General features: G+C 67.2%; 20 protein-coding genes. 14 read left to right on the top strand and 6 right to left on the bottom strand.

The window, feature by feature from the left end:
- Positions 1-211: 211 nt before the first annotated feature.
- A complete protein-coding gene (gene rfbA / locus ACIBCN_RS13635; RefSeq protein WP_396991798.1) occupies positions 212-1,084 on the top strand; it encodes a glucose-1-phosphate thymidylyltransferase RfbA in 873 nt (290 codons plus the stop codon).
- A 2-nt stretch (positions 1,085-1,086) separates the two neighbouring features.
- A complete protein-coding gene (locus ACIBCN_RS13640; RefSeq protein WP_396991799.1) occupies positions 1,087-1,635 on the top strand; it encodes a dTDP-4-dehydrorhamnose 3,5-epimerase family protein in 549 nt (182 codons plus the stop codon).
- Between the two features lie 68 nt (positions 1,636-1,703).
- Here the strand turns inward: ACIBCN_RS13640 and ACIBCN_RS13645 are convergent, their stop codons facing one another.
- A complete protein-coding gene (locus tag ACIBCN_RS13645) occupies positions 1,704-3,176 on the bottom strand; it encodes an MFS transporter (protein WP_396991800.1) in 1,473 nt (490 codons plus the stop codon).
- 85 nt (positions 3,177-3,261) lie between these two features.
- Between ACIBCN_RS13645 and ACIBCN_RS13650 the strand changes: the two genes are divergently transcribed.
- Positions 3,262-3,687: a MarR family winged helix-turn-helix transcriptional regulator gene (locus tag ACIBCN_RS13650; RefSeq protein ID WP_396991801.1), complete on the top strand. Its 426-nt coding sequence runs from the start codon at positions 3,262-3,264 to the stop codon at positions 3,685-3,687.
- Between the two features lie 28 nt (positions 3,688-3,715).
- Here the strand turns inward: ACIBCN_RS13650 and ACIBCN_RS13655 are convergent, their stop codons facing one another.
- Positions 3,716-4,597: a helix-turn-helix domain-containing protein gene (locus ACIBCN_RS13655; RefSeq protein ID WP_396991802.1), complete on the bottom strand. Its 882-nt coding sequence runs from the start codon at positions 4,595-4,597 to the stop codon at positions 3,716-3,718.
- A 211-nt stretch (positions 4,598-4,808) separates the two neighbouring features.
- Positions 4,809-5,384 carry a DUF4282 domain-containing protein gene (locus tag ACIBCN_RS13660; RefSeq protein WP_396991803.1) on the bottom strand — a complete coding sequence of 192 codons (576 nt, stop codon included), beginning with the start codon at positions 5,382-5,384 and terminating at the stop codon, positions 4,809-4,811.
- A gap of 314 nt (positions 5,385-5,698) precedes the next feature.
- Here ACIBCN_RS13660 and ACIBCN_RS13665 point away from each other — a divergent pair, with 314 nt between their 5' ends.
- The 3 genes from ACIBCN_RS13665 (at position 5,699) to ACIBCN_RS13675 (ending at position 9,450) form a co-directional block, all read left to right on the top strand.
- Entirely contained in the window at positions 5,699-6,181 is a 483-nt protein-coding gene (locus ACIBCN_RS13665; protein ID WP_396991804.1) for a hypothetical protein, read from the top strand.
- A gap of 164 nt (positions 6,182-6,345) precedes the next feature.
- On the top strand, positions 6,346-8,592 hold the full coding sequence (locus tag ACIBCN_RS13670; protein WP_396991805.1) for a molybdopterin-dependent oxidoreductase: 2,247 nt from the start codon (positions 6,346-6,348) through the stop codon (positions 8,590-8,592).
- Positions 8,593-8,820: 228 nt separating this feature from the next.
- Entirely contained in the window at positions 8,821-9,450 is a 630-nt protein-coding gene (locus ACIBCN_RS13675) for a pyridoxamine 5'-phosphate oxidase family protein (protein WP_396991806.1), read from the top strand.
- 14 nt (positions 9,451-9,464) lie between these two features.
- Here ACIBCN_RS13675 and ACIBCN_RS13680 read toward each other — a convergent pair whose 3' ends face one another.
- Complete coding sequence (locus ACIBCN_RS13680) at positions 9,465-9,920, bottom strand: GtrA family protein (protein WP_396991807.1); 456 nt, start codon at positions 9,918-9,920, stop codon at positions 9,465-9,467.
- 93 nt (positions 9,921-10,013) lie between these two features.
- Between ACIBCN_RS13680 and ACIBCN_RS13685 the strand changes: the two genes are divergently transcribed.
- The 7 genes from ACIBCN_RS13685 (at position 10,014) to ACIBCN_RS13715 (ending at position 20,528) form a co-directional block, all read left to right on the top strand.
- Positions 10,014-11,501, top strand: coding sequence for an FAD-binding protein (locus tag ACIBCN_RS13685; RefSeq protein ID WP_396991808.1), 1,488 nt, complete (start codon positions 10,014-10,016; stop codon positions 11,499-11,501).
- Positions 11,498-12,259, top strand: a complete 762-nt coding sequence (locus ACIBCN_RS13690; protein ID WP_396991809.1) for a decaprenylphospho-beta-D-erythro-pentofuranosid-2-ulose 2-reductase — start codon at positions 11,498-11,500, stop codon at positions 12,257-12,259. Before ACIBCN_RS13685 ends, ACIBCN_RS13690 begins: the two co-directional genes overlap by 4 nt.
- Before the next feature lie 232 nt (positions 12,260-12,491).
- Positions 12,492-14,504 carry a galactan 5-O-arabinofuranosyltransferase gene (locus ACIBCN_RS13695; RefSeq protein WP_396991810.1) on the top strand — a complete coding sequence of 671 codons (2,013 nt, stop codon included), beginning with the start codon at positions 12,492-12,494 and terminating at the stop codon, positions 14,502-14,504.
- A 150-nt stretch (positions 14,505-14,654) separates the two neighbouring features.
- Entirely contained in the window at positions 14,655-16,532 is a 1,878-nt protein-coding gene (locus ACIBCN_RS13700) for a glycosyl transferase (protein ID WP_396991811.1), read from the top strand.
- Positions 16,533-16,579: 47 nt separating this feature from the next.
- The gene (locus ACIBCN_RS13705; protein ID WP_396991812.1) at positions 16,580-19,948 is read left to right on the top strand and encodes an arabinosyltransferase domain-containing protein; all 3,369 of its coding nucleotides are present in this window, start codon (positions 16,580-16,582) and stop codon (positions 19,946-19,948) included.
- A gap of 140 nt (positions 19,949-20,088) precedes the next feature.
- Entirely contained in the window at positions 20,089-20,250 is a 162-nt protein-coding gene (locus ACIBCN_RS13710) for a hypothetical protein (RefSeq protein ID WP_396991813.1), read from the top strand.
- Between the two features lie 29 nt (positions 20,251-20,279).
- Positions 20,280-20,528 carry a hypothetical protein gene (locus ACIBCN_RS13715; protein WP_396991814.1) on the top strand — a complete coding sequence of 83 codons (249 nt, stop codon included), beginning with the start codon at positions 20,280-20,282 and terminating at the stop codon, positions 20,526-20,528.
- An 11-nt stretch (positions 20,529-20,539) separates the two neighbouring features.
- Here the strand turns inward: ACIBCN_RS13715 and ACIBCN_RS13720 are convergent, their stop codons facing one another.
- Positions 20,540-21,127 carry a Uma2 family endonuclease gene (locus tag ACIBCN_RS13720; protein WP_396991815.1) on the bottom strand — a complete coding sequence of 196 codons (588 nt, stop codon included), beginning with the start codon at positions 21,125-21,127 and terminating at the stop codon, positions 20,540-20,542.
- A gap of 93 nt (positions 21,128-21,220) precedes the next feature.
- Positions 21,221-24,577 (bottom strand): arabinosyltransferase domain-containing protein, encoded by a 3,357-nt coding sequence (locus tag ACIBCN_RS13725; protein ID WP_396991816.1) that lies wholly within the window; start codon positions 24,575-24,577, stop codon positions 21,221-21,223.
- 379 nt (positions 24,578-24,956) lie between these two features.
- Here ACIBCN_RS13725 and ACIBCN_RS13730 point away from each other — a divergent pair, with 379 nt between their 5' ends.
- On the top strand, positions 24,957-25,454 hold the full coding sequence (locus tag ACIBCN_RS13730; protein ID WP_396991817.1) for a peptidylprolyl isomerase: 498 nt from the start codon (positions 24,957-24,959) through the stop codon (positions 25,452-25,454).
- The last annotated feature ends 58 nt before the right edge of the window (positions 25,455-25,512 follow it).

Genomic DNA, 25,512 nt, shown 5'->3' on the forward strand with positions numbered 1-25,512 from the left:
CCGAGCCACGACCGAGCGGTCCCAGGCGAGCTGTCGGCGCTGACATCTCACACAATGATGTTTCAGAACACCATGTGTTGTGTGACCTAAACAACAGAATCGCCGAATCAACGGCTCCTGAAACCGCGAAAGCCCATTCCGTAATCAATTCGACTCCGCGCCTGCGAACCTCGCGGCGCCCGGCGCGGACCGAGCTGGCAGACTCCTGGTCATGCGGGGAATCATCTTGGCTGGTGGCACCGGATCCCGGTTGCATCCGATTACGCGCGGGGTCAGCAAGCAGCTGGTCCCGGTCTACGACAAGCCCATGGTCTACTACCCGCTGTCCACCCTGATGCTCGCCGGCATTCGCGACATCCTGGTCATCACCACGCCCGCGGACGCGGACGCGTTCGGCAGGCTGCTCGGCGACGGCACCCAGTTCGGCCTCGCCATCAGCTACGTGGTGCAGCCGGAACCGGACGGCCTGGCCCGCGCCTTCGTGCTCGGCGCCGATCACATCGGCACCGACAAGGCGGCACTGGTGCTCGGCGACAACATCTTTCACGGCCCAGGGCTCGGCACCAGCCTGAACCGCTTCGCCGGCATCGACGGCGGCGCGGTGTTCGCCTACCGGGTCTCGGATCCGACCGCGTACGGCGTGGTCGAGTTCACCGAGGGCCGGGCGGTATCGATCGAGGAGAAGCCGAAGACGCCGCGGTCCAACTACGCCATCCCCGGGCTGTATTTCTACGACAACGACGTCGTCGAGATCGCCCGCACGCTACGGCCGTCCGCGCGTGGCGAATACGAGATCACCGACATCAATCGGGCCTACCTGGCCCAGGATCGGCTCCGCGTCGACGTGCTCGCCCGCGGCACCGCGTGGCTCGACACCGGCACCTTCGATTCGCTGCTCGACGCCGCCAATTACGTGCGCACCATCGAGGAACGGCAGGGCCTCAAGATCGGCGTGCCCGAGGAGGTGGCCTGGCGGATGGGTTTCATCGACGACGAGCAGCTTTGCGCGCTCGCCGCACCGCTGGTCCGCTCCGGCTACGGCAGCTACCTGCTCGACATTCTCGAACGCGGCAGGGACTGGTGAGCATGGAGTTCAGGGAACTCGCGGTGCCCGGCGCCTGGGTGATCACCCCGCGCCAGCTCGGCGACGGCCGCGGCATGTTCCTCGAGGGGTTCAAGGCCTCGGAGTTCGAGAAGGTGACGGGCAGGCCGTTCGATCTGCGCCAGGTGAACCTGTCGGTCTCGGCGGCGGGCGTGCTGCGCGGCATCCACTACACCGAGGATCCGCCGGGACAGGCGAAGTACGTGACCTGCGTGCGCGGCGCGTTTCTCGACGTGGTCGTCGACCTGCGTCCCGGCTCGCCGACCTACGGGCGCTGGGACAGCGTGCTGCTCGACGATGTCGACCGGCGCTCGATGTACCTGTCCGAGGGCCTCGGGCACGCGATCCTGTCGCTCGAGGACCACTCCACCGTCACCTATCTGTGCTCGCTGGAGTACACACCCGAATTCGACAGGGACATCGACGCTTTCGATCCGCGCCTCGGTATCGACTGGCCGACCCTCGGCCGGGACGGCAGCCCGCTGACCTTCATCCGCTCCGCCAAAGACACTGCGGCACCGCCCTTTTCCTGAGCAACATGAAAGCCGACCGGCACCACCCCACAGTGGTGCCGGTCGGCTTTTCGAGTCGGCCGCGAGGGTCAGCCGACGAGTTCGAGCTCCGGTTCCGGTTTCGGAGCCGCCTCGGGCTGCTCGGCGCGCTTCTTCCCGAAGAAGGCCGAAAGGGCAACCAGCGCACCGACGATCGAGACCGCCGCGGCGAACATCAGAGCGGGCCGGTAGGTGTCGAGCATCGCGGTGGGCGAGGCGTCACCGTGCGTACCCGACGCGATGATCGCGGTGGTCACCGCGAGCACGATGGCCGCGCCGACCTGCATGGAGGTCTGCAGCACACCGGCCGCGAGACCCTGCTCGTCGTCGTCGATCCCGTTGGTCGCCTGAATGTTGATGGCGGGGAAGCCGACCCAGCCGATGCCGATCAGCATGATCGCGGGCAGCAGCATCGTCCAGTACGACGGCGCGGTGTCCAGTCGCAGGAACAGCAGGTAGCCGACGGCCATCACGGCCATGGTGACGCCGATGATCGGGCCGGTGCCGAACCGGTCGACCAGCTTGTCCGAGAACACCGCCGACAACGCGACCATCAGGCCGACCGGCAGCAGCGCCATCGACAGCTTCAGCGGCGACCAGCCGAGGGTGTCCTGCATGTACAGAGTCACGATGAACTGCCAGCTGAAGTAGGAGCCGGCCACCGCGACGATCGCCAGGCTGGCACGGACCAGCGACACCTTGCGCAGGATGCCGAGCCGGACCAGTGGGTGCTTGACCCGCTTCTCCACCGCGATGAATCCGGCGAACAAGACGAGCACCGCGGCGAACGAACCGAGCGTGCGCGCCGACACCCAGCCGGCCTCCGGCGCCGTGACGACGGTGTAGACCAGCAGCAGCATGGCGGAGGTGGACAGCAGCGCGCCGAACAGGTCGTGGCCGCCACCCTCGGCGGGCTTGTCCTTGGGCACCAGCACCCATGCGGCGGCCAGCGCGGCCAGCGCGATCGGGACGGGCAGCAGGAAGGTCCAGCGCCAGCCGACGCCGGTCATCAGGCCGCCGAACAGCAGGCCGGACGAGTAGCCGCCGGCACCGAACACGGTGTAGATGGACAGCGCCTTGTTGCGGGCCGGGCCTTCGGCGAAGTTGGTGGTGATGATCGACAGACCGGTCGGCGCGGTGAACGCGGCGGCCAGGCCCTTGACGAAACGGGTGAGGATCAGCAGCGGACCCGAGCTCACCAAGCCACCGGCGAGCGAGGCGATCGCGAAGATGGCCAGCGCGATCAGGAAGACCTTGCGACGGCCGAACAGGTCGGCGGTGCGGCCACCGAGCAGCAGCAGGCCGCCGTAGCCGAGAATGTAGCCGCTCACCAGCCACTGCAGGGTTGAGGTGGAGAGATCGAGTTCGTTGCCGATGGACGGCAGCGCCACACCGATCATCGACACGTCGAGGCCGTCGAGGAACAGCACGATGCACAGCGTGATCAGCATGCCCCAAAGGCGGGTAGTCCATCTGGTCGGATCGGTCGCGGAAGCGGCCGCCAGGGTTGCTGGTGAAGTCATGCGGGGTACGTTACATGCGTACGCATTAAATGCCAACACATTTAATGCAGTTGCATAGATCGAGGGCCAGCACTAAGATGGGGCCATGTCGAACCCATCGACAATCGAAACAGCCCGCCGCACCGTCGCGCAGACCGGGCTGATTGGCGAGTGGCGAGAGCTACTCGACCGGCACGCGGCGGTGAGTTGCGCACTGGAAAAAGCGCTACAGGGACAGCATCAGATCGGACTCAGCGAGTTCGAGACGCTGGACCGGCTGGTCGACGCCAACTGCGGCGACTATCGAATGAGCGATCTGGCCAACGACATCTACCTGAGTCAGAGCGCGCTCTCGCGTGCGGTGGCCCGGCTCGAGCGCGACGGCCTGGTGTCACGCACCATGTGCGTCGAGGACCGCCGCGCGGTATTCGTCTGTCTCACCGAGAAGGGCCGCGAGGTCTACGACCGGGCGCTGCCCACCCATCGCTCGGTGCTGGGCGCCACCTGGGGCACGCCCGGCCAAAAGTGCTGAGGCCCAAGGGCGCTCAGCCACCACCGGCTCACACGTCGCAGTTGGCGCGCGCCTTTTCGATGCTGTCGCGCGCGTCCACCGCTACCGACCCCAGGCTCGTGAAAGCCCTTCGGTACCGGTCTATTTCGATTTCCTTGTCCAGGTAGACCGGCCCGGTGAAGGCCTCGACGTAGACCACCGGCGGCTCGGCCTGCTCGCCGACCCGCAACTCGGGGAACTCCAGCATCACGAATCGGCCCGAGTCCATGCCCTCGTGGTAACCGGAATCCGGTGGCACCACCCGGATTCGGACGTTGGGCAGGTCGCACATGCGCCGCAGGTGTGCCAGCTGCCCGGCGGCCACCTCGGCACCGCCGATCCGCCGCCACAGCACCGCCTCGCTGATCACCGCGTCCAGGTGCAGCGGCGCGTCGATCCGGGTGACCAACGCCTGCCGCGCCATCCGCAGCTGCACCCGGCGATCGATCTCGCTCGCGGACATCTCGGGGCGGGCGGCGACCAGCATCGCGCGGGTGTAGGCCTCGGTCTGCAACAGACCTGGCACCACCTCGTTCTCGTAGGTCGACAGCCGGGCGGCGGCCTCCTCCAGGCCGATGTAGACCTCGAAGCCCTCGGCGATCACGTCGCCGTACGCGGTCCACCACCCACGCGCCTTGGTCTCCCGCGCCAGGGCGGTGAGCGGCCCGACGAGGTCGGACGGCGCGCCGTAGACCTTGCACATCGCCTCGACATCGAGGCTGCGCAACGAGGTTTGGCCCGTCTCGATCCGCCAGATCTTGGCTTCCGACCATTCCAGCTGCTGTGCTGCCGTCCTGGTGGTCATTCGCGCCCGATTGCGCAGGTCACGCAGATGGCGCCCGAGTTGGCGCCGGGGCATGGTCGATCCAGTCGTCCCCTGCGGTAAAGCCATAGGTTTTCCCCCTCGTTGCCGTGCGCCGGTCGCACTCCCGAACCCACACGAGTTCGCCCTTGCGACCATCCCTAGCAGATGCCCGATTCGATATCCCGGCATCCGAACAGCATTGTTTCACAGCAAATCGGACATAGGTCACGATCGGTGACCCAGCTAGGCCGATGGCCTCACAACGCCAAATATGTTTGGTGCGCCCGGTTTGGCGCCGCTACCTGCGCGACCCACCCTTGCGGAAGCGCCAGAACTGCACCGCGCGAACGTCTTCGGAGAGCTGGTTGACCGGCTCGGCGACATCGGACAGCGCCTGGAACAGATCGTCGGCCAGCTCGCTGATGTGCTCCATCCTGGTCGCCAGGCGGGACGCGTTCGCCAGGAATTCCAGCATGAGCCGCACCGCGGCCGCGATGGTCAGCCCGAGCGGCACCCCGATCAGCGCCGCGACCACCCCGAGCACCGCCGAGACCCGCCACATGAACACCGTCAGCGCGATCGGCACCGCGCAGGCGAACACCAGCCCGAGCAGATAGACCAGCGGCAGCAGCGTGCGCGTCGCGGTGCGGCGGAACTGCACATCGAGCAGACCGCGCGCCGCCTCGACGCTCCACTGCCCGAAGGCGCGCGGGCTCTCGAACGGCTCCGGCGGCTGCTCGTCCGCGACCGCGGTGCCGCGGGAGAATCGGCGCGCCGCCGATTCCTTCCAAGTGATCCACCGCGATTCGGCTTCGTACTCCTCCGGGTCCGGCAGCTCACTTCCCTTGCCGGTGCCGTTGGACTCATCACTCATGATCGAAATCCTCCCCGTAATCCCACTTCCGAGCCAGCCGGAACGTCATGCAAACCACACAAGTCCCACCATCCACAGCAGCCTCGCAGGAACGGCACAGCGAAAGAACAGGTCAGCGGCCGAAAGTAGCGGCGGGACAACAAGTCTTGACCAGTTCGAGCAACGTCATAGCAATTAGCTTTCAAGCGGGGCTGAAAGAGACGTAGCCAACAGTCCTAAAGAAGTTTTGAAGATCGCGTAACGCTGCGCACCACGAGCACCGATACGCCCCATGAAGATGCAGGACCCAGATCTACCGGGGAATGGAGAGAACAGTGCGCACCACGTTTCCGACTTCCGTCTCGGCGGCCGCAATGACCGCCGCTGCGCAGGACTACACCCAGCGCGGATGGACGGTCGCAGAAACGGCCAACGGTCTCTGCCTGATCACCGATGACGACCTTTCCGCCATCGAGGTCAGCGGCGAGCTGGCCGGCGAGGTTCGCCGCTTCCTGCGGGCGAACAACCTGTCCGGCCCCGTCATCGAGCTGCCCGGCGCCGAGCGTCGCGAGATCCACTTGGTCACCGGCGTCCGCAAGGCCGCCATGGCGCTCGAGGCGCTCACCGCCGCGGGTGCCGTTGTCTACACCGACGGCGCGGGCGTCCCGCTGCCGCCCACCCAGCTCTCGGCCGGCTCGGCCTGCTGGAGCGTCGCACCCGCCGAAGCCCGCTGGGTTCCGCCGGTCGTCGCGATCAGCGCCGCCGTCCGGGCCGCGACCGCAGGCAAGCGCTCCGCGCTCACCAGCGTCGCCTGCTGAACTAAGGCACGACGGCCGGGCTGACCCCCGGCCACCACGACCGATACCCGAATCGCACCGGTATCGGTCGTTTGTCGTTGCGGATCCGATTGATACCGCAGAGTCGACGCCTGCCTCGATTACGCTGTGAAATCAGGCACTCCCGAGGCGAGGACTTTGAGCACATGGGTAACTCACCGGGTACGGGCTCAGCCCCGCAGGCAGGGAAATCCGACCTGAACACGCTGGGCGACGGACTAGCGTCGCGCAACTTGTTGCGCACCTGCCCGCTTTGCGAGGCCGTGTGCGGACTCGAAATCACGGTTGATCCCGACGACCACGTGACCTCGGTCCGCGGCGACAAAGCGGATCCTTTCAGCAAGGGCTTCCTCTGCCCCAAGGGGGCGAGCTTCGGCAGCCTGGACGAAGACCCGGATCGGGTGACCGAGCCGATGATTCGGGATCGGGCGACCGATACCTGGCGGGCCGCCTCATGGAATGAGGCATTCGATCTCATCGCGGAACGTTTTCCGAGGGTTGTCGCCGAGCACGGAAAACAATCGGCGGCGGCATATTTGGGCAACCCGAACGCACACACCGTGGCGGGCGCGCTGTATGTGCCGGTGCTACTGCGCGCGTTGAGCACGAAGAACATCTTCTCGGCCAGCACCGCCGATCAGATGCCCAAGCAGGTGGCCAGCGGGCTGATGTTCGGCGATCCGCTGACGGTGCCGGTGCCGGACCTCGATCGCACCGACTATCTGCTGATGCTCGGCGCGAACCCGCTCGAATCCAACGGATCGCTGTGCACCGCACCGGACTTCCCCGGCCGGTTGAAGGCCTTGCAGCGCAGGGGTGGCCGGTTCGTGGTGGTCGACCCTCGGGTCACCCGCACCGCCAAGCTGGCCGACGAGCATCTGTTCATCCGGCCGGGTAGCGACGCGTATCTGCTGTTCGGGATCGTGCACACGCTGTTCGCCGAGGAGCTCACCGATATCGCGGTCGACGTCGCCGGGCTCGATGAACTACGCACGGCCGCAGCGGCATTCAGCCCGGACTCGGTAGCGGTACGCACCGGCGTGCCCGCGGCGACGGTGATTCGCCTCGCGCGCGAAATCGCCGCCGCGCCGACCGCGGCGGTGTACGCCAGGATCGGTACCTGCACAGCGGAATTCGGCACCATCACGCAGTGGCTCGTCGACGCGATCAACGCGCTGACCGGCAATCTCGACTCCCCCGGCGGCGCGATGTTCGCCACCGCGGCGGCGGGCGGAATCGCGCGCAGCAGGCCGTTCCGGCTCGGCCGCTGGACCAGCCGGGTCCGCGAATTGCCCGAGGCGATGGGCGAACTGCCGGTCGCGACCCTGGCCGACGAGATCCTCACCCCTGGCGAGGGGCAGATCCGCGCGGTGGTGACGGTCGCGGGCAACCCGGTGCTGTCCGCGCCGAGCGGCGCCCGGCTGGACGCCGCCTTCGCGCAACTCGACTTCATGGTCAGCGTCGACCGCTATCTCAACGAAACCACCAGGCACGCCGACGTGCTCCTGCCGCCGCCGCGGCCGGTGCAGTCGCCGCACTACGACTTCGCCCTGCTGCAGTTCGCGGTGCACAACTACGCGCGCTACTCCCGCCCCCTGGTCCCGCTGGGTGATCGTCCCTCGGAATCGGCGGTGCTGGTCCGCCTGGCCGCGGCGGTCTCCGGCATGCCGCACGCGGGCGTGGACGGCGTCGACCCGATCACCGGCGTGGACGAACTGATCATGGCAGGCACCCTGCAGAAGGCCGGAATGGCCGACCGCCGTGCCGAATTGGCCGGGGTAGACACCACCGAGCAACGCCTCGACATGATGCTTCGCCTCGGCCCGTACGGCGAGTGGAACGGCGGCACGCTGAATCTGCAAGTGCTGCTGGATAATCCGCACGGCATCGACCTCGGACCATTGCGGCCGAAGCTACCCGGCGCGCTGCGGACCGCGTCGAAGCGGGTGGAGCTGGCCCCGCAGCCGCTGCTCGACGACGTGGCGAGGATGCGGGCCCGGCTGGCCGATATCGCGCCGGACGTGGTGCTGATCGGACGACGCCAGTTGCGGTCGAACAACAGCTGGATGCACAACATCGGACAGCTGGTGAGCGGGTCGAATCGCTGTACCCTGCACATCAATCCGGCCGACGTGGCCCGGCTCGGGCTGGGCGAGCACGCGGTGGTGAAGTCCGCCGCGGGCACGCTGACGGTGCCCCTGGAGCCGACGGAGACGATCATGCCCGGAGTGGTGAGCCTGCCGCACGGGTGGGGACACACCGACAGCACGCAGACGGTCGCCCGAGCGCACGCGGGCGTCAACGCCAATGTGCTGACCGATGATTCGGTGGTCGATGTGCCGTCGGGCAACGCGATCTTCAACGGCGTCCCGGTGACGCTGAACCCGGCGTGACGCCGGGCCGCTCTGATCCAGCGGGCCGGGGTAAACCATCCCGGCCGGTCGGCATCTAGCCGAACGCCGGAAACCCTTGCGCTAACAACGCATTCGGTGCATTCTCAACGTTGATTTCACAGTTTTTGCCAGGCCGAACGGACTAAAATGGACAGGATTTCGGTTTAGTCGCGGGCTCAACGACGACCCTCGAAGGATCCGGATTCCGGCAACCAGAGGGTGGCGAAGATGCCCGGTATACAGTGCGGCAGCGACGGTGAGCACGAGCTACAGGATCGGTACGGCACCCAGGAGAGAGCCGCTCGCTTCTATAACGACCAGGTACTCGAAGAGCTGAATCCCACGATGATCGAATTCATCGGCCGGATGGAGATGGCCTTCATCGCCACCTCGGACAAGCACGGCGAATGCGATTCGAGCTTCCGGGCGGGCGAGCCCGGCTTTCTGCACGTCATCGACGAACGCACTATTGCGTACCCCGAATACCGGGGCAACGGCGTGCTGGCCAGCCTGGGCAACATCCTGGAGAACCCGCACGTCGGCATCCTGCTCCTCGATTTCGTCCGCGATCTGATCGGCCTGCACATCAACGGCTCAGCCAGGATCATCCCCGACGCCACCCTGCGCGGCGCGACACCCGGCCTGCCCGAGAACCTCAAGGGCCGTACCGCCGAACGCTGGGTGGTCGTCGACATCGAAGAGGCATACATCCACTGCCGCAAGCACATTCCGCACCTGGTGCCCGCGGACCGCGAACGACGCGACTGGGGCACCGACAACGTCCGCGCCAAGGGCGGCGACTACTTCGGCGCCAAGGCGGAGAGCGGCGACCGGGCCGGGGCACTGGTCACCCGCTGACCCGGCCCGCCGCTTCAGTGGATCTTGAAGATCACCAGGCGTTGCACGACGAAGTTGATGACCGTCGCGGTGCCCTGCGCGACGACGAAGGCAAGCAGCTGACGCCAGGCCGCGTCGGGCAGTGCGTCGTAGAGCACCGCGTTGATACCGACCTGGACGGCGAAGGTGACCGCGTAGAGGATCACCACGGCAACGAACCGGGCCCGGCTCGGCGGCGCCTGGAACGTCCAGCGGCGATTGATCAGGTAGGCCGTCGTGGTGCCGACGATGAAGCTGAGCGACTTGGCGACCTCGCGCGGCAGCCCGATCAGGTTGAACAGCAGGCTGTACAGGCCGAAGTCGACCACCGCCGATAGCCCGCCGGTCAGGGTGAACCGGACGATCTGGGTCTTCAGGTCGACGTCGGTACCGCCCGGCTCGTCGACCAGCGGCAGCTCGGCCGGGAGCGGCAGGTGGGGTTCGGCATGCACGCGACGAGCGTAGCGGTCGCTAAACCGATATGTAGATCACTACTCCGGAGTAAGAGACATCGACGCCGATGTCCGGCCATACCTGTAGCCTCTATGCCGATGTCCACGAAAGCTCCGACCGCCACCACGACGACCGGTAACGAGAGCGGCACCACCGTCACAAACGATGGGGCCGACGCCGGGACTGCGTTCGCATTGCCGACGCACACCCGCACGTTGACCGGGTGGGGTCGCACCGCACCAACCTCATCCGAAGTGCTCTCGACCGGCGACCCCGAACTGATCGCCAAGGCCGTCGCCATGGTCGCCGAGGACAACGACGCCAAGCCCCCGCATCTGCGCCGCGGCGTGATCGCGCGCGGGCTCGGCCGGTCCTACGGCGACCACGCGCAGAACGCGGGCGGCCTGGTCATCGATATGACGGCGCTCAACAACATCCATCGGATCGACCGCGATACGCGGATCGTCGACGTCGACGGCGGCGTCAGCCTGGACCAGCTCATGAAGGCGGCACTGCCGTTCGGGCTGTGGGTCCCGGTGCTGCCCGGCACCCGTCAGGTGACGATCGGCGGCGCCATCGCCTCCGACATCCACGGTAAGAATCATCACAGCGAGGGCAGCTTCGGCAACCACGTGCGCTCGATCGATCTGCTGACCGCCGATGGCCAGGTGCAGCACCTCACCCCGAAGCGCAACGCCAAGCTGTTCTGGGCGACCGTCGGCGGCAACGGGCTCACCGGCATCATCCTGCGCGCGACCATCGAGATGACGCCGACCGAGTCGGCGTACTTCCTCAACGACGGCGTGAAGACCACGACGCTCGACGAGACCATCGCGGCGCACAGCGACGGCAGCGAGGCCAACTACACCTATTCCAGCGCGTGGTTCGACGTGATCAGCCCGGCGCCGAAGCTCGGCCGGGCCACCATCACCCGCGGCCGCCTGGCCAAGGTCGACGAGCTGCCCAAGCGGCTGCGCGCGAAGCCGCTGAAATTCGATGCGCCGCAACTGATGACGGTGCCGGACATCTTCCCGAACTGGACCATGAACAAGCTGACGCTGCGGTCCATCGGGGAGGCGTACTACGCGATGGGCGGCAACTACACCGGCAAGGTGCAGAACCTGACGCAGTTCTATCACCCGCTGGACATGATCGCCGAGTGGAACCGTGGCTACGGTTCCAACGGATTCCTGCAGTACCAGTTCGTGGTGCCGACCGAGGCGGTCGAGGAGTTCAAGAAGATCATCATCGACATCCAGGGGTCGGGGCACTACTCGGCGCTCAACGTGTTCAAGCTGTTCGGCGCGAGCAATCCGGCGCCGCTGAGCTTCCCGATGCCGGGCTGGAACATCTGCGTCGACTTCCCGATCAAGCCGGGGCTCAACGAGCTGGTCAGCGAGCTGGACCGGCGGGTGGTCGAGTTCGGCGGGCGGCTGTACACCGCGAAGGACTCGCGGACCACCGCGGCGACGTTCCACCAGATGTACCCGCGGATCGACGAGTGGATCAAGATCCGCCGAACTGTCGATCCCACAGGCGTTTTCATGTCCGACATGGCGAGAAGGCTGGAGCTGCAGTGATCAATGCCGTAGGTAACCCGCAGGCCATTCTGCTGCTGGGCGGGACCTCCGAGATCGGTCTGGCGATCTGCGCGGAATACCTGAAGAAGGGTCCCGCGCGCGTCGTCCTCGCCGCACTGCCGAACGATCCGCTACGCGAAGACGCGGTCGCCGAGATGACGGCGGCCGGCGCGAGCCAGGTCGATCTCGTCGACTTCGACGCGCTCGATACCGACAGCCACCCGAAGGTGATCGACGCGGCCTGGGACGGCGGCGACATCGATATCGCCATCGTCGCGTTCGCGCTGGACGGCGATCCCGAAGAGCTGTGGCAGAACCAGCGCAAGGCCGTGCAGGTCGCCGGAATCAACTACACCGCATCGGTTTCCGTCGGCGTGCTGGTCGGCGAGAAGATGAAGGCGCAGGGCTTCGGGCGGATCATCGCCATGTCCTCGGTCGCCGGCGAGCGGGTCCGCCGCTCGAACTTCGTCTACGGATCGACCAAGGCGGGCCTGGACGGGTTCTTCCTCGGACTCGGCGAGGCGCTGCGCCCGCACGGGCCGCGCGTGCTGGTGATCCGGCCGGGCATGGTGCGGACCAAGTTCTCCGCGCACGTCAAAGAGGCGCCGATGACGGTCGACAAGGAAGACATTGCGGTGCTCGCGGTTTCGGCCGCACAGAAGGGCAAGGAGCTCGTCTGGGCGCCGGGCGCCTTCCGCTACGTGATGATGATCCTGCGCCACATCCCGCGCCCGATCTTCCGCAAGCTCCCTATCTGAGCTCGCTCTGAGCCGCACCTCGATCCGACCTCACACCTGTTGCGTGAGTCGGGAGGTGCGGCTTTTTTCGTTTCGCCACGACGGCACGCGCTGTCACATCCGAAGCCGGACCTGGCAGCATGATCGCCGATCGTCCGCGCAACTCGAATGAACCCGGAGATGCCATGCGAGTAATCCGAGAACGTCGCAGCACGGCGTGCCCGCCGCACGTCCAGGCCGGCGGAGCGGGTCGATGACGGCCACCGTCGTTGCGCAGGGCGAAGCCCCCGCTCCGGTGCGCGGACGAGGGTCTCTGCTGGCAAAGCACATCGGGGCCGGTGTCGGCGAGGCTGTGCTGGCGACGCTGGTCGCGATCGTCGTGACCGCGGTCGGGCTCGTCGCGTTCTCGCTGGTGCACTGGCCCGCGTTCAACTCCTCTAATGTGACTCGGGCGTTGACGACGGTCGGGCAGGTGGTCGCCGCGATCTTCGTGGTCGCGGCGATCGCGCTGACTCGGCTGCGTCCTGGTAAGTGGTTCACGCGGCCGTGGGTGGCGAAAGTGCTGTCCTGGGTCGGCATTTCGACGTTCGTCACGTTCACCCTCGGGATGCCGTTGGGGGCGACCAAGCTGTATCTGCTCGGCGTCTCGGTGGATCAGGAGTTCCGGACCGAGTACCTCACCCGGCTCACCGATTCCGCCGCGCTGCACGACATGACCTACGCGGATCTGCCGCCGTTCTATCCGGCCGGGTGGTTCTGGATCGGCGGACGCGTGGCCAACGTGCTCGGCATGGACGGGTGGGCGGTGTTCAAGCCGTACGCGATCGGGTCGATCGCGGTGGCGGCGGTGATCTCACTCGTGCTGTGGTCCAAGCTGATTCGCGCGGACTGGGCCATCGCGGTGACGGCGGCGGTGACCGCGCTCGCGGTCGCGTACGCGTCGCCGGAGGCGTACAGCGCGGTGATCGTGATCTTGCTGCCGCCTGCGCTGGTGCTCGCCTGGGGTGCGCTGCATCGGCCGGGCGATCGAGGGCACACCCTCGGCGGTTGGGGTGCGGTGCTCGGCACCGGCTTGTTCCTGGGCATGTCCGCCACGTTCTACACGTTGTACGCGGGCTTCGCGGCGTTCGCCGTCGGGCTGATGGGTCTCGTCGCGGCCGGGCTCGCGGTGCGCGAACAGTACGCCGCCGCGCATCCTCGACGCACCCGCCCCGACGACGACACCGTCCGACCGTGGCGGGCGGCCGTGGCCCCGCTGGTGCGGCTAGTAGTGATCGCGGCGATCGCCGCGGTGATCGCGCTGATCGTGTGGCTGCCATATCTGCTGAAGACGCTGAGCGGCAAGGTCGCGACCTCGGGCTCCGCGTTCCACTATCTGCCCGAGTCCGGCTCCGAACTGCCGTTGCCGATGGCCGAATTCTCGTTGCGCGGCGCGCTCTGCCTCGTCGGCCTGCTCTGGCTGGTATTGCGGGCCGCGTCGTCGCGACGCGCGCAGGCACTCGGCATCGGCGTGCTCGCCGTCTACCTGTGGTCGCTGCTGTCCATGGCGGTGACCGCGGCGGGCACCACGCTGCTGTCGTTCCGGCTGGAGTCGGTGCTGCTCGCGCTGCTCGCCGCGGCAGGCGCGTTCGGCTTCGTCGAGGGCGCCAGGGCGATCTATCAGGTGGTGAACGAGCCGAGCGGCTTCCGGCTCGCCACGGTGGCGGTCGCGATCGTCGGCGCGCTCGCGTTCACCCAGAACATCCCGCACATCCTCGCGCCGGAAATCACCACCGCCTACACCGACACCGACGGCAACGGCGAACGCGCGGACAACCGCCCGCCCTCGGCCGTGGGGCACTACCGCGAGATCGACAAGGCCCTCCTCGCCCAGACCGGACGCCCCCGCTCGGACACGGTGCTGCTCACCGCCGACACCAGCTTCCTGTCCTTCTACCCGTACTACGGCTTCCAGGCGCTCACCTCGCACTACGCGAACATGCTCGCCGACTTCCCCGGCCGGGCCGCGACCATCGAGAGCTGGAGCAAGCTGAAGTCCTCCGGCGCGCTGCTCGACGCGCTGGCGGCCTGCCCGTGGCGGGCTCCGGACGCCTTCCTGTTCCGCAACAGCGGCGACACCTACACGTTGCGTCTCGCCAGGGACGTCTACCCGAACGATCCCAACGTGCAGCGCTACACCGTCGCCTTCGCCAAGGAGCTGTTCGCCGATCCGCGCTTCACCACCACCGATATCGGCCCCTTCACCTTGGTCACCCTCCGCCGATAGCAAGATCGAATAGAACAGCGCAGAAGCGCGTCCGACCTGCGCCGCTGCCCTGTTTTCGCGTGGGCCGCAACTCCCGTTGCCAGGCACAACACAGTGTCTTCGGCTAGCGTGGGCGGCTGAGTTGAAGCTAGTTATAGGAGAAGTTCGCAGGTGGTACGGGCACAACAGGTCGATCTGGGCGAGCAGGACGGGTCGGCGGTAGGGATCGCGGAAAGAGAATCGACCGCGACCGAAGTGCTCACCACCGGGACCTCGACCCCGGTTCGCAAGCGCAGACTTCCCCGCATCCGAGTCAACCCGGTCGATCTGGTCCCCGCTTTCGGGTATCTGGTGTTGGCCGTCGTCGTCCTATCCGGGCAGTGGCGCAATACGCAGAGCGGATACCTGATCAAGAGTGGTCAGGACCAGACCATGTGGGAATGGTTCTTCGCGGTCACCGCGCATTCGGTGGCGCATCTGGAGAACCCGCTCGGCACGACGCTGCAGAACTTCCCGGCCGGGGTGAACATGATGGCCAACACGGCCATGTTCGGGGTCGGGGTGCCGCTGACGCCGATCACCCTGCTGTTCGGGCCGACCGTGACGTTCGTGCTCGTCCTGACGCTCGGACTGGCCACCACCGCGCTGGCCTGGTACTGGCTATTCTCCCGAGAGCTGGTCGAGTCCAGGATCGCGGCCGGAATCGGCGGGCTGTTCTGCGGTTTCGCGCCCGCGATGATCTCCCATGCCAACGCGCACCCGAACTTCGTTGTGCTGCTGCTGCTTCCGATCATGGCCGGGCTGCTGATCCGGATGGCGCGGCGCGCCGGGGCCGGGGCCGGTGAGCGGCGGCGCTGGCGCATCCGCGACGCCGCCCTGCTGGGATTCCTTGTCGCACTGCAGATCGCGCTCGGCGAGGAGCCGCTGCTGATCTTCGCGCTGTCGTTCGGCCTATTCACGGTTGTGTACTACTTGCACACCCCGCGCCAGGGTTTGCGCGTACTGCGCGGGATCACCCCGGCGATCCTGCTGGCCGGGGCAATCGCCTTGCTGTGCACCGTGATACCGCTGTGGTGGCAGTTCTTCGGGCCGCAGAGTTACCGATCGATCGATCACGGTCCGATGGGCAACGATCTGAAGGCGATCACCCAGTTCCCCTCCGAGTCGCTCGGCGGGATCTTCTTGCCGGGGCAGTATGTGGCGATCAACGACACCGAGCAGAACGCCTACTTCGGCTGGCCGCTGCTGCTGGTGCTCGCCGTCACCGTCGCGCTGCTGTGGCGGGAACGGGTGGTCCGGGCCGCGACCGTGGTGATCGCGGTGTTCGGGGTGCTGTCGCTCGGCGCGGTCGCCATGTTCGGCAAGCGGGACACCGGCATCGCGTTGCCGTGGCGCTGGGCCGAACACGTCCCGTTGCTGAGCACGGTGCTGGAAACCCGGCTCACCATGGCGGCGATCCCGGCCATCGCGGCGGTGCTCGCCCTGGCGACCCAGCGGGCCATCGGCTGGTGGCGGGAGTCGCCGGTCGACTGGCGGCCGCTGGCCTGGTTCGGCGCACTGCTTTTCGCGTTGCTGCCGCTGATACCGACCGTCCTTCCGGTGGTGCAGCGCCCGCCGACGCCCGCCTTTTTCGCGGACGGAACCGTGCGCGATTACGTCAACAACGGGTCCGTGGTGATGGTGCCGCCGTCCCGGCCGATGGACGCGGGCGCGCTGCGCTGGCAGGCCGACGCGAACTTCGACTTCCCGCTGGCCGGCGGCTATTTCGTCGGCCCGACCAGCACGCAGAAGAAGGGCATCTACGGCCCCGAGTTCCGGCCGACCACCGCGCTGCTGGTCCAGGCGCAGGACACCGGCACCGTGCCGCCGATCACCGACGAGGCGCGCGAACAGATCCGCGCCGACCTGAATTTCTGGCGAGCCGACGTGCTGGTGCTGCCCGCGACCAGGAATGTCGACACGCTGCGCACCACGGTGACGCAACTGCTCGGCTTCGGGCCCACCCGGGTCCATGACGTGTGGATTTGGGACGTGGCCGCGATGCGATAGGTGGTGATCATCGGCGGCTTGTCGTCGGGTGGCTACCATCAACCCCCGTGCGACCGGACCGATCAACTCGAGCGTTCACCCGTTACCGCCTGATCGCCCTCGTCTCCGGGCTCCTCGGATTCGTGCTGGCGCTGCTGACACCGCTGTTGCCGGTGCGGCAGGACCGGGCCGCGCTGGACTGGCCACAGGCCGGCGTCAGCAGCGTCGAGGCACCGCTGGTGTCGTATCAGCCGCTGCGGCTGAACGCGACGCTGCCGTGCTCGCTGATACAGGAGGTGGGATCGGGCACGGTGGTGTCCACCGTGCCCGTCTCGTCGGGGCAGGCGGCGACTACCGGGCTGGTGGTGTCGGTCGCCGACGGCACGCTGTCGGTGGTGCTGCGCGATGTGCCGCTGCTGTCCGCGCCGGTCGCCGAGATCACCGCGGCGGGCTGCACCGCGCTCACCATCGATTCGACGGCCGCCGCCACGAGCACCGAGATCACCGGTGCGACGCGGCAGGACGGGACGCCGTTCCGTAACACCGTGACTCGGGACATCCGGCCGCAACTGGTCGGCGTGTTCACCGATCTGGCCGCCGGACGGCTGGACGGCGCTCGATTGCACGCCGACATCGACTCGCGTTTCTCCTCGTCGCCGTCGGTGCTGAAACTTGCCGCGATCATCGCGGCCGTGGCCTGCACCATCATCGCGCTGCTCGCCATGCACCTGCTGGACACCAGCGATCGGCGGCGGGCGCGCCGGTTCCTGCCCGCGCGCTGGTGGCGGTTCACGGTGACCGACGCGGTGGTGCTCGGCACGCTCGGGCTGTGGCACTTCATCGGCGCCAACACTTCCGACGACGGCTACATCCTGAACATGGCGCGGGCCTCCGGGCACGCCGGATACATGGCCAACTACTACCGGTGGTTCGGGGTGCCCGAGGCGCCGTTCGGCTGGTCGTACGAGGTGCTCGCGTGGATGACCAGGATCTCCGACGCCAGCCCGTGGATGCGGCTGCCCGCCGTGCTCGCGGGCGTGACGTGCTGGTTGGTGATCAGCCGGGAAGTGTTGCCGCGCCTGGGTGCCCGGGTGCGCCGGAACAAGGTCGCGCTGTGGACCGCAGGGCTGGTGTTCCTCGCCTTCTGGCTGCCCTACGACAACGGGCTGCGACCGGAGCCGCTGATCGCGGCGGGCGCGCTGCTCACCTGGTGCTCGATCGAACGCGCCATCGCCACCGGACGGCTGTTGCCCGCCGCGATCGCGGTGTTGATCGCGGGGTTCTCGCTGGCGGCTGGTCCGACCGGGCTCATCTGTATCGCGGCGTTGATCGCGGGATCGCGGCCGGTGCTGCAGATCATCATCAAACGGGCGCGCGGGGTTGTTCCCGCGGTAGGTGGCGGAGTGGCCGAAAGTCCCTCGGGCTCCATGGGACTCGACGCATCCGACAACGAGACAAGTGGTCCGGCGACGAAGCCCGGTGCACACGACACCCGACCTTCTCGGGCGACAACACTCTTCCGCTACTTGGCGCTGCTCGCACCCGGCCTCTCCGCCGGGACCCTGGTGCTGGTGGTGGTTTTCGCCGATCAGACCCTGTCCACCGTGCTGGAAGCCACCCGGGTGCGCACCATCGTCGGGCCGAACGTGGCCTGGTTCGATGAACGCACGCGGTGGGATTCGCTGCTGATGCTCTCGCCGGACGGGTCGCTGGCCCGGCGGTTCGGTGTGCTGGTCATGCTGCTGTGCCTGCTGGTCTGCGTGCTGCAGGTGCTGCGCAAGGGCCGCATCCCCGGCACCTCGCGCGGGCCGTCGGTGCGGATTCTCGGCATCGTGTTCGCGTCGCTGGTACTGATGATGTTCACGCCGACCAAGTGGACGCACCACTTCGGCGTGTACGCCGGATTGGCAGGCTCGCTGGCCGCGCTGGCCGCGGTCGCGGTGGGCAGCGAGGGCATTCGCTCGCCGCGTAACCGGGCGTTGTTCGCGGCGGCGGTGCTTTTCCTGCTCGCCGTGACGTTCACCGGATCGAACGGCTGGTGGTATGTGTCCAGCTACGGCGTGCCGTGGTGGGACAAGGCGCCGCTGTTCGCGGGCAAGGGCTTCTCCACGCTGTTCCTCGGGCTCAGCGGGGTCGCGCTGGTGGTCGCGGTGTGGCTGCACTATCGGGAGCCGTATCGCCGGGCGCGCACGACGCCGAAACGTTTCGATCGGTTCGCGAGCGCGCCGCTGACCATCGCCGCGGCGCTGCTCGTGCTGTTCGAGGTGGCTTCGCTGGCCAAGGCGGCGGTCGCGCAGTACCCCGCGTACTCGGTTGCCAAGTCGAATCTTCAGTCGCTGAAGGGAGATTCGTGCGCGTTGGCGAACGAGGTGCTGGTGGAGACGGACACCGCCAAGTCGGTACTGCTGCCCTACTCCGGTGCGCCCGCCGACGGATTGGCCGCGGAGTCAAAGGGATTCACGCCCAACGGGGTCGCGAGCGACCTCACCGCCGACGCGGATGAGACCGTGTCCGGCGGGGCCAACTCGGTGAATTCCGACGCCAAGAACAAGACCACCAAGACCACCGGCGCGGGCACCGGCGGCGGCACCACCGCGCAGACCGGCATCAACGGCAGCACGGTCGCGCTGCCGTTCGGGCTCGACCCGGCGACCACGCCGATCATGGGCAGCTACCAGGAGGACGAGCAGCAGCAGGCCTCGCTGACCTCCCAGTGGTATCACCTCGACCTGTCCGACAGCATGCGCCATGACCCCGCCTACCAGGTGCTCGCCATCACCGCGGCGGGCCGGATCCGGCACGTGGACGCCGACGGTGTCGTCACCTACGGCCAGGAACTGCACCTCGAATACGGCGTGCGCGCGGCGGACGGCTCGGTGCGCAAGCTCGGTTCGGTCGACCCGATCGACATCGGGCCCGCGCCGTCCTGGCGCAACCTGCGGGTGCCGCTGGACCAGCTGCCGGTCGAGGCGAACGCGGTGCGGCTGGTCGCGGTGGACAACGACATCACCCAGAAGCAGTGGCTCGCCGTCACCCCGCCCCGGCTGCCCAAGCTGGCCACGCTGAATTCCGTTGTCGGATCGCGGAATCCGGTGCTGCTCGACTGGCACGTCGGGCTCGCCTTCCCGTGTCAGCGCCCGTTCGACCACCACGACGGGGTCGCCGAGGTGCCCGAGTGGCGCATCCTGCCCGACCGGGTCGGCTCCGACGCGTCCAATGCCTGGCAGGACGACATCGGCGGCGGGCCGCTCGGCTGGACCGGGCTGCTGTTGAAGTCGGAAACCATGCCCAGCTATCTCGGGCACGACTGGTCGCGCGACTGGGGATCCCTGGAGAAGTTCACCCCCTATGACCCGAACGCGACACCGGCTGAGATCGGCGTCACGGTGCAAAGCCGGAGTGGTTTGGCCAAGGACGATCCGATCCGGGTTCGCTAGCCGTAGTTGCCGTTCCGCGACACCGGACCAGCCGGTTCGGTGTTGCGGGGCCGCAAAGATGTTGTAAACAGACCGGTTGGACGGCAAAAACGCCGCGCGATCGCAGGACGAAACCCACAGAAATCCGTAACCTGTGAACTATGACGTCGGCTTTCGACCAGATGGATCTGCGTGACCTCGTCGGTCTGCTCACCGCAGATGAACAACGCGAACTGCGCCCCGCAATCCTGCGCGTACTAGACCGCCTCCCCTCCCAGGAGGTCCTCCGCCGCGAACTCGGGCTGCGTATGACAAAGGTCTGAGCAACCCCCCGGCGACCCGCCTGCACCGCTTGATCGGCGCCGCACGCCTACTCCAGGGCGGCGGCGACTACGAACTGACCGAACCGGGCCACAGTCTCAACCGGTCAACGTTCGAGAAGAGAGGCTTGAAACCGATGGCGACCGCCTTCGATGATGTGGAGCTGTCCGAGTTTGCCGGTCTGTCCTTCACCGGAATAGTCGAAGGCCCAGCCGATTTCGCTACCACGTCCCAAGAGGTGCTCAGACGCGAGCTGCTCAGCCAAGCCGATGGTTCTTGATGCGCCGCGCCTTATCCTGACGTCAGCTCACCGAAGGCGACGTCGATAGCGATGGGCGAGTCCAAGGTCAGGCGACGGGTGTGCAAGCAAACGAGGTGATAGCGCCCTTCAGACAGGCGATACTCCTCGATCAACTCGATGCCGTCGGCCGCTTCGGTCAGAAACACTATGAGGTACACGGGTATACCCGCGGCAGCGTAAGCCGCCTTCTTCTCCACGGTGTCGGTGTGGAAGGAACTGTCGGGTGACACGACCTCGACAGCGAGTACCGTGTCGCCCGCGTAGAGCTTCGCGTCATCGTCGAGGCAGCGATACACGATCACATCGGGCCTGCGCAGACTCAACGGGACGTCGCTTATTCGGACATCGACATCGGTATCGACCATGAGGCACGGCTCCGGCTTACGCCCGGCCTCCATATGCGTGGCCATGCGTCGCGCCACCCGATTGTGCAGGCGCGACGGGCTCTCGCATTTCACGATGTGGCCATCGACGACTTCGATCGTGCGGCAGAAGTCTTCTGGCAGCAGCTCATAGTCCCGCGCGGTGATCTGCTCCGGGATCCACCGGTACCAGTCGCTGGGAGCGCCGCTCGTCATGCCGTGAGCCTACCGGCCGCCGAACGATATCTTTCCAGGTCGACAGCAAAGCGGCGGCCGATGAGTCATCAACCGCCGCTTCGAGCACAGAACTTAGAACACCCGGAGTTGGCCTGGGGACCAGAAGCCGGAGCGGGTGGTGGTGCCGGTCTCCAGTTGGGCTGGGGTGGCGCTGCGGTCGTATTGGTCGTAGCGCTCCAGGGAGCCCCAGTCGCGGGCCCAGTTGTCCTTGAGGTAGGTCGGGACGGTTACCGACTTGGCCAGCATTTGGGCGAAGCCGAGGAGGCCACCGAATTCCTCCGCCTGCCAGGTGTTGGTGGAGCTGATGGCCAGCGGGCGGTCGGGCAGGATGCGGTAGCCGGGGACCTCCGCGACGCCGTTCTTGTGGTACAGCGGGCGCTGGCAGGGGAACTGCAGGCCGACCGCCCAGTCCTCGAGGACCGGCTGATCGGAACCGATGAAGGTGTTGAGCGACTGCAACTTCGGCATCCGCGGCGGGGTGAACGCCAGCCACTGGTCGCCGATCAGGATCGGGTCGTTGGCGACGACGCGCACCACGTCGGCGTCGGGCGCGATCTCGGCGAGCGGAACGCGCAGGTTGCGCCAGGACGGGAACGGGCCGATGTCGCGCGGCAGGTAGGTGCCGAGCTTCTCGACGGTGCCGTCCGGCAGGTGCCTGCCGTAGTCGACGGTGAGCGACTGGCCGTACTTGGTGTCGCCGGTGTCGTCGACCGAGAGGATGCGACCGGCCGCGGAGATCACCACGAGCGGCTTGTCCTCGGACCGCGGCGCGAGCTGGTACCAGCTCGACGTGAGGTGCGCGGGCTGCTGCACCCCGCTCTGGTAGCTGCCGAGGATCGGCGTGGTCGCCGGATCGAGCCCGAACGGCAGCGCCACGGTGCTGCCGTTGACGCCGCGCGCACCCTGGCCACCGCCGGTGCCCGCACTCTGCCCCTCGGCGAACGCGGCGCCAACCGACTGAGTGGAGGTGTTGCCGGTGCCCGGCTTCACCTCGACGCTGTCGGCGGACAGGTCGTTGGGCACACCGTTCGGATCGAAGCCGACCGGATCGGTGCCGGCCAGCGGGTCGTTCGGGTCGGTGAGCGGATGGGCCGAATCGGCGACCGGCTGCAAGGCGCCGCCGTTCGGATTCGGTTCCACCAGCACGTCATTGGCGAGGCCGCAGCTGCTGCCGCCGATCGCGTCGAGGTTCGACCGGGCGATCGAGTACGCCGGATACTGCGCGACGGCACCCTTGACCAGCGAGAGCACCTCGAGCAACACCATGAGCGCGGCGACGATGGTCAGCGGTATCGCGGCGAACTTGCGAATCCGCTTGCCGCGCGCCGACTTCGCCGAGGCCTCCGGTTTGGCGTAGCCCTCGCGCAACGAGTGCCAGGCGACCAAAGCCAGTGCGAGACCGAACAAGCCGAGCATCAGGGTATTGGACTGGTAGCCGTGCAGCGAGATCCGCTTGTCGAACCACGGCACGCCGAAGCTGGACACATACCAGTAGCCGTTGATGCCGGAGAACGAGAGCGCGAGCACGAACAACAAGCCCGCCAGGAAGATCGCGCGATTCTTGCGCGCCCGCAAGGCCGATGCCGAGACGGCGACCGCGGTCACCGCGGCCAGCGAACCGGCGATGCCCGCGTACGCGCCGAAGTGGTGCGTCCACTTGGTCGGGTTGAACATCATGAAGAAGATGGTCCCGAAGACGACGCCCATCAACCGCCAGGTCGGCCCGCTCGCGATGCCGGGAACCTGCCTGCGCCGCAACAACACCAGCATGGTGGTGAACAGGCACAGCAGCATCACCAGGAACGCGAACCGACGGGCCAGCGAGCCGTCGACCGTCTCCACGAACAGGTAGTAGTAACGCAGGTAGTCCTCGTACCAGGCGAGGTTCGGCCCGGTCACCTGACGCACCCGGTTGGCCTCCTGGATGCCCGCGAACGTCTGATCGGTGTACACCGCGATCAGCACCAGCAACCCGGCCGCGGCGATCGGTGCGAGCAACGGCAGCGTCGACCACCACTTCGCCCCCTCGGAGCCGAACTGCCGTCGCCTGCGCACCACGATCCGCACCAGCGGACGGATACCGGCGAGCAACGCCGCCACACACATCAATCCGGTCGGCGCGGCGGCAAGCGTGAACGCCGCGACCAAGACCGCGACACCAGCGGGCAACAGCCGCCCGGTCGCGATGGCCCGCTCGATGGACACCCAGGTGAGCAGCGCGCCGAGCGCGACGATCGGCTCCGAGCGCAGGCCGTTGTCGAACGGCAGCCAGAACGCGAGGAACACCAGGCCGCCGGTCCACAGCGCGACCTTGCTGTTGCGCACGCCGCGCCCCAGCCGGGGCACCACCTCGCGGCTGATCACCATCCAGCAGAGGATGGCGCACAGCAGCGCGGGCACCCGGACCCACGCACTCGCGGTGGAGAACTCCGCGAAGAGCTGGATGACGTAGTAGTACCAGCCGAACGGCGCCTCCGGCACGCCGTACCAGCGGAAGTAGTTGGCCATGTAACCCGCGTGCGGCGCGACCCGCACCATGCTCAGGATGTAGCCGTCGTCGGAGGTGTTGGCGCCGACGAAATGCCACACCAGCAGCGTGCCGATGACCGCGCCGTCGGCCCAGGTCGGCTTCAGCCAGTTCGACGGCAGGAACCGGCGGTGCCCGCGCCCGTCACTGCCGTCGAGCCGGGCCAGCGCCGCGAGCGCGACCAGGGTGCACAGCACCGCCGCGATCATCGCGATCAGCTTGACCGCGGTCGGGCTGCTGGAGAACCGGGTATCGACCGTCATGTTGAACGAAAGCCCGGCCGGCGCCGCGCCCTTCAGCTCGGAGAAGACGCCGACCACCTGCGGGCGCAAGTCGCTGTTCATGGTGCCTTCGACCGGCACCTCCAGCTGTTGCCCGCTGCCCGCCGGTGCCTTCGGATCGTCGACCATCCGGGTGAGTCCCTTGAACTCCGCGTGCGTGCTCTGGTTGTCAGAGGTGAGCACCAGCTCCGAGCACCGGTCCATGTCCGAGCGCTGGGCCGACACCACCACCGCGTTGCGGTCGACCACGTCCACCGAGGTGTCCGAGACCCGAATGAACAACGCCTCCAAGGCGGCCCGGTCGCCTTGCGGCGGCGCGGTAGCCAACAGCATGCCGCCACGCTCCGGCAGCTGCGCGACCGCGCTGCACGGGATACTCGCGCTCAGGTCGATCGGGACCTGAGACATCAAGGGGGCCTGCACATTGCCCAGCGTCCCGCCCTGCGGCCAGTTCAACTGCGCGGTGGTCTGCGTCACCGGTAGGAACGGGGTCGCCAAGGCGAACAACGCGCCGAGCAATCCGGCGACCAGCGCGATTATTCGCGCGGTCCGGAAATCGGCCGGCGAGGCCGCTGGCACGGAGGGCGGTTTCGTCAGGACAGCGGTAGCGGCGTCGGGCACGATTGGCAATGCTAGCTCCCCGGCACTCCCACGTCTTCAGCGCTCGTCCGCCTCTCCGAGTCTTTAGGCCAGACTTAGGTGCGCGGTAAGTTTTGTAGGCGTCCAGCGGATAACTGCCGAGCCGCGTTCTGGGCGTCCCCGACGAGTTACCCATGTTGCTGAGAGATCAGTTGTCCGTATCTAGATCAATTGAAATGCGAAATGAACTTTAGGCCTTCCGACCTGGACAAATGTCACAGCTGATCGGAAAGGTAGGTCGGCGACTCGCCGGACACGCCCAGCATGACGCACTACTGCCCGCCGCGCGCCGCAAGCAGTAGTCGGGCCGCATCCCAAGACCGGCAAAACGCGCGCGACGGCGGGCTGGCAAGGTGTGGGTATGACCAAGGTGAATCTCACGACGAATTACGGACCGATCGTCCTGGAACTTGACGACCAGAAGGCGCCGAACACGGTGCAGAACTTCGTGGATTACGTGAACGCGGGTCACTACAACGGCACCATCTTCCACCGCGTCATTCCCGGCTTCATGATTCAGGGCGGCGGCTTCGAGCGCGGCCTGCGCCAGAAGGGCGTGCAGGCGCCGATCCAGAACGAGGCCAATAACGGCCTGAAGAACGACAAGTACACGGTGGCGATGGCGCGCACCAACGACCCGCACTCGGCGACCGCGCAGTTCTTCGTCAACGTCTCCGACAACGCGTTCCTGAACCACTCCGCGCCGACCCCGTCCGGCTGGGGTTACACGGTGTTCGGCAAGGTGATCGAGGGCACCGAGGTGGTCGACAAGATCGCCGCCGTCGCCACCGGCACCACCGGCGGGCACCAGGACGTGCCGACCGACGACGTCATCATCGAATCCGCCAGCCTCGGCTGAGGTAGCCCGACTCGGGTGAATCGGGCCGCGCCCCAACGGGATGCGGCCCGATTCCGGT

The organism is Nocardia sp. NPDC051052, from assembly GCF_044456045.1.
In the GTDB taxonomy this organism is placed as follows: domain Bacteria; phylum Actinomycetota; class Actinomycetes; order Mycobacteriales; family Mycobacteriaceae; genus Nocardia.